Source organism: Micromonospora sp. DT201 (genome assembly GCF_049841575.1).
In the GTDB taxonomy this organism is placed as follows: domain Bacteria; phylum Actinomycetota; class Actinomycetes; order Mycobacteriales; family Micromonosporaceae; genus Micromonospora.
Genome location: NZ_JBNCKP010000003.1, coordinates 472,616 through 485,740, shown reverse-complemented (window position 1 = coordinate 485,740; position 13,125 = coordinate 472,616). Strand labels below are relative to the sequence as shown.

6 protein-coding genes and 1 pseudogene are annotated in these 13,125 nt (G+C 70.1%); 3 read left to right on the top strand and 4 right to left on the bottom strand.

Annotated features, from left to right (window positions below):
* Positions 1–305 precede the first annotated feature (305 nt).
* On the top strand, positions 306–1,331 hold the full coding sequence (locus ACLQ28_RS09275) for a hypothetical protein (RefSeq protein WP_425685765.1): 1,026 nt from the start codon (positions 306–308) through the stop codon (positions 1,329–1,331).
* A gap of 407 nt (positions 1,332–1,738) precedes the next feature.
* Here the strand turns inward: ACLQ28_RS09275 and ACLQ28_RS09270 are convergent, their stop codons facing one another.
* The 4 genes and pseudogenes from ACLQ28_RS09270 to ACLQ28_RS09255 form a co-directional block, all read right to left on the bottom strand.
* Positions 1,739–3,307 carry a hypothetical protein gene (locus ACLQ28_RS09270; RefSeq protein ID WP_425685839.1) on the bottom strand — a complete coding sequence of 523 codons (1,569 nt, stop codon included), beginning with the start codon at positions 3,305–3,307 and terminating at the stop codon, positions 1,739–1,741.
* 112 nt (positions 3,308–3,419) lie between these two features.
* Positions 3,420–3,506, bottom strand: a pseudogene (locus ACLQ28_RS09265) (IS5 family transposase); the annotation flags it as partial.
* A gap of 171 nt (positions 3,507–3,677) precedes the next feature.
* A complete protein-coding gene (locus tag ACLQ28_RS09260; RefSeq protein WP_425685764.1) occupies positions 3,678–4,904 on the bottom strand; it encodes a DUF418 domain-containing protein in 1,227 nt (408 codons plus the stop codon).
* A 214-nt stretch (positions 4,905–5,118) separates the two neighbouring features.
* Positions 5,119–6,282: an acyl-CoA dehydrogenase family protein gene (locus ACLQ28_RS09255; RefSeq protein ID WP_425685763.1), complete on the bottom strand. Its 1,164-nt coding sequence runs from the start codon at positions 6,280–6,282 to the stop codon at positions 5,119–5,121.
* A 252-nt stretch (positions 6,283–6,534) separates the two neighbouring features.
* Between ACLQ28_RS09255 and ACLQ28_RS09250 the strand changes: the two genes are divergently transcribed.
* The gene (locus tag ACLQ28_RS09250) at positions 6,535–7,962 is read left to right on the top strand and encodes a UDP-glucose dehydrogenase family protein (protein ID WP_425685762.1); all 1,428 of its coding nucleotides are present in this window, start codon (positions 6,535–6,537) and stop codon (positions 7,960–7,962) included.
* 150 nt (positions 7,963–8,112) lie between these two features.
* Positions 8,113–13,002, top strand: coding sequence for an SCO7613 C-terminal domain-containing membrane protein (locus ACLQ28_RS09245; RefSeq protein ID WP_425685761.1), 4,890 nt, complete (start codon positions 8,113–8,115; stop codon positions 13,000–13,002).
* Positions 13,003–13,125 lie beyond the last annotated feature (123 nt).

Sequence of the window (13,125 nt, the reverse complement as noted above, 5' to 3'; positions counted from 1 at the left end):
CCCCCACGCGATGACCGAACGCACGCGGCGCATACAGGAGGCGATCACGGAGGCGTCCGTGGAGGTCACCAGCGACGACCATGCGGTGACCGTGGTGGTCGGTCCGGGCGGCGCCGTACGGGACCTTCACCTCAGTACCCGCGCGTTCCACTATGGCGGCACCGGCACGGCGCTGGTGCCACTGGGCGCGAGTAGGCCGGCGACCCGCAGATGTCCGACACCGAGATCGACGAGGCACTGGACACCAACCGATGAACCGATGGGAAAGACTGCTACCGCCGACGCCGTTCCCGGGAGCATCCACCGTGGCCTGGCCGGTGGGGCAGCCCGCCCCCGGTCTGCCCGCCGGGAAGGCCGGGATATCCGTACGGATCCGGACCAGGACCACCGACCCGGCCAACTGGGTGTCGGCCAAGGCGGTCGGCGTCGACGACCAGCCGATGTGGCACGGCGTCGGTCGGATGGTGGTGGTGACCGACCCCGGCGAGCATCTCGTCGAGGTGCGGGGACGGTTGTCGGCGGAGACGGCGAGACGGGTACGTCTCCGGGCCGGGGAGATCGCCGAGCTGGAGTACTGGACGCCGGCCTCCTTCGGTGGCGCCGACGGGGTACTCGTGCCCGCCCCGGCACGGCGGCGGCTGGGATCGGGAGTATCCGGGATCGCTGCCGCCTTCCTGGCCCTGGCCTGCGTCGCGCTGGTCGCCGACGCGGCCGGCGTTCGGCCGAACGCGGCCCTTGTCGCCGCCCTGTTCGCGATCACGGCGGCGACGACCGTGCTGATCATCCGGGCGAAACGCCGGGTCGACCGCCGGTACCGTGCCGAGGTGTCCCACGAGGTCGACGCGGACGCACGCACGGCGGAGACCGGAGCGTTCCTCGGCGACGGCACTCCCCCGCCAAGCCTCGCCGACGGCGGCCACGGCGTCCTCGTCGTCACCGCCACGGCGACCCGCGAGTACGTCTGGAACGGCACCCAGGTCGCAGCGAGACCGTCGGTGGACCCGAACGCCTGGCTGCCGTGGCCGTCGCTGCTCATCGACGGAGCCGGGCACCCGCTCTCCTGGCGCACCTGGTGTTACCGCCTCCCGCCGGGCCGACACGAGGTGACGGCGACGGCGAGGCCGCCGCTGGGCGGTGCGGGCGCGGTGGGCGTCCGACCCGCCACCGTGACCGTCGAGGTCGCCGCCGGCCAGGAGACCCGTCTCGACCTGCGGGTGAAGGCCAGGGTAGAGGTGCGTTCGGCGTCTCGCGACCGGAGTGCGCCCACAGAACTGACCGGCTTCGAGGCCGACGTCCGGATGACGGCCTCGAAGCCAGCGGCTCCCCGATAGCCGAGCTGCCCGATCCTTGCGCCGCCCGGTGGCCCCACCCCCACCGCCGGGTGGGCGCCGCCACCACCTGGGTCTCCAGACCCGGTCTGGCCACCCCTGCTGTTGCTGGCGCACAGTGGTTCGGCGCGGAACACGTCACGGTGAATGTTCACCTGACTTCGGTGGCTGGGTGGACGGCAACGGCCCTGACGACTACCAAGCGTGGGTTGACTGCACGACTGGGGCGACAATTAACCCGAACGTCCGGATGCCGGGCGGCTTCGTGCCGCCCGGCACGGTGCTGGGATGAGTTCGATTGTCTCTAACGACCTCGTGCACGGTTTCCGGAGACCATTCGCCTCATCGTCGGCGAGGCGGGCTGGTAGGGCCGAACCGGACGGACTTCGGCCACACATCCTCGGCCTCATCTAAGGGCTCTGCTGCGGTGTTGGATGGGTAGGCCGGCCTGGTAGGTAGAGCCGGTAGCCAGCAGCTTCGACAACTTGCGGATCGACATCGCTTAAATATCTGCCGACATTTAGATCAAAGGTTGACCCGACCGGCGCGACGTAGGCAACGCTGCTGGCCTTATTGACCATCTCTACATATGGGCGATATCGGTTTAACCCGGGCTGGAGATCGTCCTGGAGGACGGCGCAAGCAATTCGTTCGTTGGCTGCATATATCAAGCGATTGCACGTCCAGTACTCCGTATAGAAGCGCGTGATGCCAAGCCCGTCAATAGCAGCCAGGAGATCTCTTTGATTGCCGGCCTGAACCGAGTAGGTCGGAACAGTTTGTATGAGCATGATGGTAGCATGAATCATCATCGCGGCGAGTGTGGCTATTGAGCCAATAGAAAGCATTCGCCCAACCACCCAGAACTTGGCCGAGCCAAATCGCCACAGCGGCCAAAGGGCAGCCGGCAAGGAAACCAATAGCAGCTCGAGATAGCGGGCACTCTCAATGGGCGTATCGGCGGCCGCGGGGGTCCTCGCATACGAAAGAATAGTTATGATGCCGCCCAGAGATAAGGTAAGCGAGCCGAGCGCCCGAGCACGATCGGGACCGAGCTTGGTCCTATACATGAGCACCGCGATTATCGCCGATAGAACGAGTAACGCCAGGTAGGCAGGCCCCCACAGCATCTGCCATCGACTACAGTGGCTCGGATCGCATAGGCCCGTCGCCAAGGGGATGCCTAGCATGACTCCGCCGTGAATGCGGTCGACAAGCGATGCCTCCGATCCAACAGTATTGTGATGCAGCAGGACCATTAGAAAGTTGTTCTTGAAAGGACTCATGAGATTGTGCGCAATCATAGGCGACGCACCCAACAAAAGCCCGGCCACCGCAATGAGACCGGATTTGCCGCGTAGTTCACGCGCGCAGGTTTGCGCCAGGACGACGGCAGCGCAGGCGAGATAAGGAAGGATCAGCAGATGGTCCCAGAGCGAAAAACCCGCAAGGAAACCCCAGGCGCCGAAATATAGGGGACGGCGCTGGTCGTTGTCCGCCGCCGCGAGTCTCGATGTAACCAGGATTAGAAGTGCCGCGATTGCCGCAAGTTCGGTGGAGCCATCCGCGATAATTCTATCCTTTACTACGCGGTCCGATCCAAGTGCGAGAAGGCCGATCACCAGGAGCGCAAGCCCTCTCGAGAAAAGTCGTTTAGTTAGAAAATATATCGCAATCAGGAACAGCGCGTAAGAGGCCAGCGTCCCAACACGCAGTGACGACGCAGTTGGACCGTTCAGCCAAATCATGGGTGCGGCCAAATAGGATTCCGCTATTCCCATGTAATGTTGACCGTAGAGGAAAACGGGGAAGTCCTTGCCATGCATAATATGTAAAGCAGCCAGCCCGAAAGTTGCTTCATCGCTGTTTGTTGGAGGTGCGTCGACCGCCGTGAGCCAAGCGCGGAAACCCACGCCGATACAGCCCAGGACTATTGCTGCAGCAGCAGTCAAATTTCTTCGTCCGCACCAGATATTCACGGAAGGCACTATACCCTGATTGATTGTCCATGATGGATTCGGTGAGCTCGGTGGTGCGGCCCGCGTAGGTCGTGGGTTGGGGCGCGACCGCTGACGCCGGCGTCGGTGTATAGGCCTGTCGCCAGGCGGTCAACCGGGGTGCGATCAGGGCCCAGCGGGCGTCGGAGAGGCCGGAGGGATAGGCTCGCCGTTCGGTCATGGAGCAAGGGGTACGGCGTCCGGGAACCGGCTCGACGGACGTTATGTACGCCAATTCGGGGCGACGGTGAACCAGACGCGATCCCGGGGCGAAATACTCTGATTGCGGCGAGGGTTAGGTCACCCCGTCCACATCTACCCTGAGCTGCTAAAACAGCCCGGAATCAGCCTTTCAAAAGCTCCCGCGCCATGACGGTCCGCTGCCCGCAGCCCGCAGCCGTGGCCACCGCTGCTCGGTCCAGGCCCGCAACAGCCACTCCATCGGCCCGTACCGAAACCGAGCCATCCACGCCGCGCTGGCGGCGAGCTGCACGCAGTAGATCGCGACCGCGATGAGGACGACGACCGGGGGCGCGACGGCACCGGCGAGGCCCAGCCCGACGCCTGTGAAGACCAGCACGCAGAGCAGCGACTGGCCCAGGTAGTTCGACAGGGACATCCGGCCTGCCGGCGCGAGTACGGCGACGACCCGCCGCCCCCGGTCGGTCTGAAAATACTGGAGCAGGGTGGCGGCGTACGCGGCCGCGAGCAACGGCGCGGTGAGCACGCCCGCCGTCAGCCCGGTCAGGTTGGCGGTGCCCCCGCCCGATGCGAAGATCACCGCGCCGGCCAGACCGATCGGATAGCCCAACTGCTGCACCCGGCGCAGGAGTTGCCGGTTCCCGACTACGTCGGTGAGCAGCCGGCGCCGCCCGGCCGCGTAACCGAAGAGAAAGGCCGAGAGGGCGAGCGGCCCCTGCACGAGGAGCGTGCCGAACATCGCCGGCAGCTGGCGTACGTGCTCGGTGATCACCGAGCCGATCCCACCCTGTAGTGCCTCGGTGGACCGCTGCCCCGCCGCCAGTGCCGTCGCCGGATCGGTGACCAGCTGGGTCCCGCCCGTGGCGGCGAGCGCGAGGACGAAGCCGATCCCGCCGGTCAGCAGTACGGCGACGCGCAGCGCGGTCCCGACGCGGACTCCCCGCATGGCGAGCAGGACCAGACCGAGCAACGCGTACGTGGTCAGGATGTCGCCCTGGAACAGCAGCACCGCGTGCAGGATGCCGAGCACGAAGAGCCCGGCCAGCCGTCGCCGGAACCGTGAGACGCCGTCGACGCCGCGCCGCGCGGCGGATTCGAGCTGGAGCGTGAAGCTGTAGCCGAACAGAAAGGAGAAGAGCAGGTACGCCTTCATCGCGAAGAGCAGCTCGACCAGCCACAGGACCACTTGGTCGCCCCAGGAGTCGTGCGCGGGATCCGGAACCAGCTGGAAGGGATAGCCGGAGGCGAAGAAGGCGATGTTGACGACCAGGATGAGGAGCAGCGCCACGGCGCGCAACGCGTCGACGTCGACGATCCGGGGGAGCGTCCCGGACGACGCTCGATTTCCGACGGGCGGGTCCTTGATGGAGTGGCTCACGTGACGACCTCCGGAACGGACAGGCATCGTGTTCGGTGACTGTCCTGTGACCCTATGAAGCGGCCTGTCCGGATTACAGCCGGTGAGCGGGAAGATGGCCGGTGGGGTAGGCCCTACCCGCTACACCCGGATGGTCCCGACACGTTGCGACCAGCGCCTGCTCGACCACCTCGCCCCACCACACCTGCCCTGAGCTGGCTAAAACAGCCCCGCATTAGCCCTTCAGAAGCTGCCGCGCCATGACGATCCGCTGCACCTGGTTCGTTCCCTCGTAGATCTGGGTGATCTTGGCGTCCCGCATCATCCGCTCGACCGGGTAGTCCCGCGTGTAGCCGTAACCGCCGAGCAACTGCACCGCATCGGTGGTGATCTCCATGGCGGCGTCGGAGGCGAAGCACTTGGCCGCCGCACCGAAATAGGTGAGATCCGCGTCGCCGCGCTCGGACTTGCCAGCCGCGGCGTACGTGAGCTGCCGGGCCGCCTCCAGCTTCATGCCCATGTCGGCGAGCATGAACTGGATGCCCTGGAACTCGGCGATCGCCTTGCCGAACTGGCGGCGCTCCGCCACGTACCCCTTGGCGTAGTCGAGCGCGCCCTGCGCGATCCCGACGGCCTGCGCGGCGATGGTGACCCGGGTGTGGTCCAGGGTCTTCATCGCGGTGGCGAAGCCGGTGCCCTCCGCGCCGATGATCCGGTCGGCGGGGATCCGCACGTTGTCGAGGTAGACCTCACGGGTCGGTGAGCCCTTGATGCCGAGCTTCTTCTCCGGCGCACCGAAGCTCACGCCAGCATCGGACTTCTCGACCACGAAGGCCGAGATGCCCCGGGAGCGGGCCGCCGGGTCGGTGACGGCGAAGACGGTGTAGAACTCGGACACACCGGCGTTGGTGATCCAACGCTTCACCCCGTTGAGCACCCAGTGATCTCCGTCACGCACCGCCCGGGTCGTCATCGAGGCGGCGTCGCTGCCCGCCTCCGGCTCGGACAGGCAGTACGAGAACATGGCCTCACCGGCCGCGACCGGCGTCAGGTAGCGGCGCTTGAGATCCTCGGAACCGGACAACAGCAGCGGCATCGTGCCAAGTTTGTTCACCGCCGGGATCAGCGAGGAGGACGCACAGGCACGGGCAACCTCCTCGATCACGATGGCGGTGGCCAGCGCGTCCGCGCCCGCGCCGCCGTACTCCTCGGGGATGTGCGGGGCATGGAAGTCGGCCGCCCGCAGTGCGTCGTAGGACGCCTTGGGGAATTCCCCGGTCTCGTCGGCCTCGGCCGCGTGCGGGGCCACCTTCGCCGCGCAGACCTCACGCACCGCTTCCCGGACCGCCTGGTGCTCCTCAGGCAACCGGTAGACGTCGAACGACTCGCCTGCGGCCATGTCGGCCCCTCCCCTTCACCGCTATCATGCGCAGTCTGTGACGACTCCTGACCGCCGACCGCGCAGACTGAAGACTAGCGACTGCATTTCGGGAGATGTTACCGGCGCGTAGGTATGGGCATGAGGGTCTACCCACGCCGCTGGGCAATGATGGTGGACAACAGTGAGAGCCACCCCTCCGGTGCCCCGCCCAGGCGCCGCAGCAAAATGCGACGCGACGACGCGCCGCCAGTGCGAGCGGAGAAGACAGGCGTGACGATCCCCTACCCCACCATCCAGCCGACCCCCGCCATCGCCGCGGTGACACCGCCCTCGGGCGCGCCTCGGCCGCGGGTGACGTTCCTGGGGACCGGTTACCTCGGCGCGACGTACGCCATCTGCTACGCCGAGCTGGGCTACGAAGTGCTCGGGTTCGACGTCGACGCCGACAAGATCGCGATGTTGAACGCCGGCCAGGTGCCGATCCACGAGCCCGGCCTGGACGAGCTGCTCCGGCGCAACCTTGCCGCCGGGCGGCTGCGGTTCAGCACCGACATCGCCGAGACCGCCGACTTCGGCGACGTGCACTTCATCTGCGTCGGCACCCCCCAGCGGGCCGACGGGATGGGCGCCGACCTGTCGTACGTCGAGGCGTCGGTCACCAGCCTCGCGCAGCACCTGACCCGCAAGGCGCTGATCGTCGGCAAGTCCACCGTGCCGGTCGGCACCGCCGAGTGGGTGGAGCAACTGGTCGGCAAGCACACCCCCCACGACCTGGGCGTCGAGGTGGCGTGGAGCCCCGAGTTCCTCCAGGAGGGCTTCGCCGTCGACGACGTCCTGCGCCCCAACCGGATCGTGGTCGGTGTGAAGAGCGAGTGGGCCAACGGCATGCTCTACGCCGCCCACAAGGGCGTGTTCGACCTGGCTGCAACCGAGGACCGCGAGGTGCCCCTGGTCGTCACCGACTTCGCCACCGCCGAGCTGGTCAAGGTCGCCGCGAACGCCTTCCTCGCCACCAAGATCTCCTTCATCAACGCGATGGCCGAGGTCTGTGAGGCCTCCGGTGGCGACGTCACCCAACTCGCCCGCGCGATCGGGTACGACCCACGCATCGGCAACCGGTTCCTCCAGGCCGGCCTCGGCTTCGGCGGCGCCTGCCTACCCAAGGACATCCGGGCCTTCCAGGCCCGTGCTCAGGAGCTGGGCGCCGGCGAAGCGCTCCGGTTCCTGCACGAGGTCGACCTGATCAACCTGCGCCGTCGTACCCGGGTGCTCCAGCTCGCAGCGGACCTGCTCGGCCGCCGCTCCGGGCCGGCCGGCCCGGACTTCTCCGGCACCCGCATCGCCGTGCTCGGTGCCACCTTCAAGCCCAACACCGACGACGTCCGTGACGCCCCGGCGCTCGCCGTCGCCGCGCTGCTGCACAAAGCCGGCGCCGACGTGCACGTGTACGACCCGCAGGGCACCGAGAACGCCCGCCGCGCAGTCCCCGAGCTGACCTACGAGGACGGCATCAACGAGGCCGTCACCGGCGCCGACCTGGTCTGCGTCCTCACCGAGTGGGCCGACTTCCGCAACGCCGACCCGGTCGCCCTCGGCGAGCTGGTCAACGGCCGCAGGGTGGTCGACGGCCGCAACTGCCTCGACTCGGCGCTGTGGACCCAGGCCGGCTGGGAGTACCGGGGCATGGGCCGCCCCTGACGGAAACGACCTTCGCCGGCCGGCCATCGAGCATCTCGGTGGCCGGCCGGTGTCGTTGTTTGCCCCGGACCCGCCGACAAGAGTCGAAATCCGCGCCAGCTTTGGGCATGCTGCGACAGTGGGAGTCCACAGTGCGGGTGGAGGGGTGTCGTGGCGAACTTTCAATGCTCCTCGTGCGGCCGGGAAATCAAGCCGGCCGTCCACTGCCCCCACTGCGGGGCTGATCAGCCGCAGTGGGTCGAGCACCTCGCCGATATCGAGCGTTCGATCGCGGAGATGAAGGCGCGCGACGCCGCCATCGCCCGCGAGCAGCGGCAGATCGCCGCCAAGATGCAGGCCGCACTCTTCCAACGGGACATCCTCGCCCACGCCGGCGAGGAGCGCACCAAGCAGGCCACGCGGCCACGCCGAGTGCTACGCCGACGCCCCGGCCGGCGGCCACCGACCGCCACCACCGGCGCGCCGCCCCGGGTGCCCCGCCAGGGCACCCCGCCCGCCCCGGACGACCCGCCACCGCCCCCGCCCCGCTGGCTGGATGTGGACGACCCGGAGCACCCTCCGGAGGCCTCGTCGCGCGAGGTGCAGAACATCCCTCTCGGGCTGGGAGCGCTGCTGCTCGGGGTGGCCGCGGTGGTCTTCGCCGCGGTGGCGACCAGCTCGATGGACGCGCTGGCCCGGCTCGGCATCCTGCTCCTGGCCACCGTGCTGATGCTGCTCGCCCCGCCGGCGCTGGCCCGGCGCGGGCTCACCTCGACCGCCGAGACCATCGCCGCAGTCGGCCTGCTGCTGGTGCCGCTTGCCGGCAACGCCCTCTGGGGCGTGGAACGGATCGGTGCCAGCGACGCCTCCGCCACGGTCTTCGCCGGGGTGATCTTCGCGGTCACGGCCGGCGTCGCATTCGGGTACGCCGGCTGGACAGGTCTGCGCGCACCCCGCTTCGCCACCGTGCTCGCCGCGCAACCGGTGCTGCCGCTGCTGGCGTACGACCGGATCACCGGGCCGGGCGGCTGGGCGCTGGTGCTGGCCCTGGTCGCCCTCGTCGACCTCTGGCTGGCCCGCTCCGGCGTGGCCCTGGAACGCCCCGTCGGGCCGGACCTGCCACCGCCGGGCACCACGTCGGCACCCCGTCAGCGCAGCGCCGAGACCCGGCCCGAGGGCGACCCGGAGGAAGCCGCCGAGCTGATCGACGCCAGCGCGGGTTCCGCCGACACCCGGCCGACTCGCCCGGTGCCCGGGCTGCGCGAGCTGACCTGGTTGCTGCACGCGGTGGCGGTCGCGGTCGCTCTGGCGTACGCGGTCACCGCCCTCCTCCGGGCGCAGACCGTGCCGGTCGCGACCGGCGCCGGGATGGTGCTGCTGCTGGCCGCCGCAGTCGGGCTGGCCGGCGCACTGGTACTGCGTCGTCCGCCGCTGCCCGACGTCGCGGCCGGCATCGTCACCCTGGCGGTGATCGGCGCGCTCAGCCGAATCGCCTCGGTGGCCTTTCCCGGCCGGGCGTTGCTGCTGATCGCGGCGGTCATCACGGTGACCGGGCTGGCCGTACGCGCGGTCCCCGAGGCGGCCCGACGCGGCCCGCAGATCGCCTCGGCGGTGGCGCTGACCGTCAGCGGTCTGGTGGTCGCCGGAGGCGCGCTACGCGCCGGGGTGGCACCGGTCCGGGCGGCGCTGCCCGCCTGGGGTGCCGACCTCGCCCGATACCCGACTGAACTGGCCGCCGCGGTCGGGCCAACCACCTGGCAGCTCGCGGGCGCAGCATTCCTGCTCACCATCGCGGCGGTGCTGGCCCTGCCCACGGAGATCCGCCGTGAATTCGCGGTCGCCGGCGCGGCGTTGACCGCACTCGCCGTCCCGGCCTCGCTCGGTCTCGGTTGGGCAGCGGCACCCTGGCCGATGGTGATCACTGCGATCGGTATCGGCGTCATCGGGCTCTCCGCCCGCACCGACCGAGCAGCAGCGGCGCACGCCATCGGGGCGGCCGTGGTGGGCCTGTTCGGCGCCGGTGCCAGCCTGTCCCGCCCCACGCTCACCGCTGCGGTCCTGATCACCCTGTTCGCGGCCGGCACGCTGGTCGCGCTGGCACCCCGGGTCCGGATCGCCTCGGCCGCCTCCGACACGGTCACCGCATGGGCCGCCGGAGGCGCGGCGTTCGCGTTGCCCGGGGCGGTGGCCGCGTTCGTGGCCGCCACCCTGCCGAACGACCCGACCCTCACCCCGGCCAGCCTCCGGGAGGTGACCGTCCCAGTCCTGGCGGCCAGCTTCCTGGCGGTCTGCGTGACCCTCGGCTACGCCGCCGTCGTACAGGTCTCCCAGCGCCGCATCCCCGCGCCGCTGTCGGTCGGCACCGGGGTGGGCGCGTTGTTGGTCACGGCCGCCGCGTTCGGGGCGCCCGGCGCGACCGTCGCCGATGCCTGGGTGGGCGCACTACTGCTGATCGCGGCGGTGCTGCTCTTCCTGGCCCCATCCATTGACGCCGGCCGTCGGGCCGACCTCTCCCTCGACGGCTCGGACCTGGCCGCGGCGGCGGTCACCACCGCCCTGATCGCCACGCTGGTACGGATCGGGGCGGTGCTCGCACCGGGCGGGCAGTTGGCGATGGCCGCCGCCCTGGTCCTCATGGTCGCCGTGGGTGCACGCACCATGCCGGAGGAGTGGCGACGCGGGCCAATCCTCGGCCTCGCCGTCGGCGGACTCCTCATCGGCGTACTCGCCGGCTGGTCGGCGATTCGCGGTGGGATCGGCGTGCTGGCCACCCCCGGCCCGATCTGGGACGGCAATCTCAGCGGCTGGCCGGCCGCGCCCGTCGGTGGCGCCACCTGGCAGGCGCCGGTCGCGCTGGCGCTGTTGGCCCTCGCCGCCGGCATCCTGCTGCCCCCACCCTGGCGATGGGACGTGTCCGGCGTGGCGGTGCTGCTCGCCACGATCGGTGCGCCGGCCGCGTTCGATCTGGCCTGGTGGTCGCCCGTCCTGGTCGGCGGAATGGTCGCCACCGTGTACGGGATGGCCGCAGTGGCCTCGGAGGAGGCGCGCGCTGGGCTGTCCCGTGCCACCGTGGCCGGGGTGGTCGCGCTGCATGCTGCCGGAGCCGGCCTGGTCCGGCCATGGACCACGGCCTTGGCGCTGGGCAGCATCGCGCTGATCGGCGTGGTGGTGGCCACGCTGGCCCGCGTCCTGGCCGGCCCGCAGGTGACCGACATCGAAACCGAGGGAATGCCACCGCACCTGGTGCAGATCGGTGGTGCGGCGATCGGTGCCGCGCTGCTGGCCCTCCCCGGTGCGGTGGCGGCGCTGGCCGCCGAATTCGAACACTCGGCGCAGGTGGTGCTGACCGCTGCGCTGGCCGCGTCCAGCCTCGGCCTGGCTGCCGTGGCCGCAGTCCGCCGGCAGGTGCCGCAATATCTGCCCTGGGTCAGCGCGGCGGTGGTCGGCGGGGCCACCATCAGCGCCCTCGCCGCCATCCCCACCGGCCTCCCCGCGGGCGTCTACGCGGCCGCCGCCGCCCTGCTCGGTGTGCTGGCCGAGCTGATCCGAGCGGCCACCGTGCCGCCGACCGGGTCCGCTCAGCCGGTCCGGCGCTGGGCGGTACGCCTCGACGGCGCTCTACGGCGACTGCCGGACGACCCGGAGCGACGGCGGTGGCGGGTCAACCCGGCTGCCGGTGCGCTGGCCGCAGCGGCCCTTCCGACCGCCCTCGCACTCGCCTCGATCGCACCCGCACTGGTAGTCGCGTTGGTCGAGCCGCACCGCACACTGACCCGGATCTGGGAGGGGCCGCCGCCGGAGCTGCTCACCCCACCCCCGGACGTGGTCGACCCCACCCACGTGCTGACGGCCCTGCTGCTCACCGCGACCGCAGCACTCGCCGCCACCGGTTTCAGCGGTGGACGACGCTCCCGTGCCGTACCGGTGGTGCTGCCCGGTGCCGCCGTCACGCTGCTGATCGCGCCCATCGCCCTGGGCAGCGGCTGGCCGGCGAGCACCCTCGCGGCGCTCTCCGTCTTCACCATCGCGATGCTCGGGCTCGCGTTGACCCCGCCACCGTCGCTGGTCGAGCCGGCCCGCTCGCTGCGGCTGGCCCGGGTCCTGGTGTTCGTCATCGGGTTGGCCGCAGGCGGCGCCGGACTCGCCGGAAGTCTCGCGGCCGAGGAACTGACCCTGTTCAGCCTCGGCGGCGGGGTCGGCGTTGGCGTGGTGGCAGCCCTGTTCGGGACCACCCAGCGGGCCCGCATCCTCGGCTGGCTCTTCGCCTCGCTGATGGCGCAGCTCTTCGTCCTCACCGCCGGTCTGGTCGCCGGGCTGGCCGCGGTCTGGTCCGCGTTCGGGGTGCTCGCGGTCGGAGCCGTCCTGCAGGTGTTTGCCGCGATCCTGCCCCGGCTGCGGCAACCGGAGTCGCAGCGGGAGGCCGCCACGGTGCAGTGGAGCGGGTACGCCGCCGCGTTGATCGCGCTGGCCCTCGCCTTCGACTCGCCCCGACACATCGCTGCACTGCTGGCCGCCTGGGGTGCGGTCCTCGGAGTGGCGGCGACCCGCCCCGGTCGCCGCCCGGTGGAACGCCGGATCCTCTTCTGGGCGGTGGTGGTCTGCGAGATCACCGCGTGGTGGATTCTGATGCGGGTCGCCGACGTGGCGCTGCCCGAGGCGTACACGCTGCCGTTCGCCGCGCTGGCTCTTCTCGTTGGAGTCCTGGAGTTGCGCCACCGACCGGATTTGAGCAGCTGGGTGGCGTACGGGCCGGCGCTGGTCACCGCCTTCGTGCCAACGCTGGCCATCGTGTTGGCCACCGACTCCAGCACGCTGCGGCAGATGCTGCTGCTGCTCGGCGCGGTCGCGGTGCTGATCTTCGGCTCGTCCAGCCGGCAGCAGGCGCCGGTGATCGTCGGCGCGTCGGTCACCGCGATCACCGCGATCCACGCGTTGTTCAGCCTCGGCCCGTGGCTGGCGCTCATCCCGGTGGGCATCCTGCTGCTCGTGCTCGGCGCGAGCAACGAGCGCCGCCGCCGCGCCCAGGACCGCCTACAAACCGCCCTACGCGGCATGAGGTGAACCGGAGGGTCCCCACGGCCTAGGTAACCAGGCACGGCAAGCGCCCCAGGCCCACCCCGCCCCACCCCACCCCGCCCCGCGCGATCTTGCACTTTCTGTTGCGACATAAGGGCGCGAATGCCG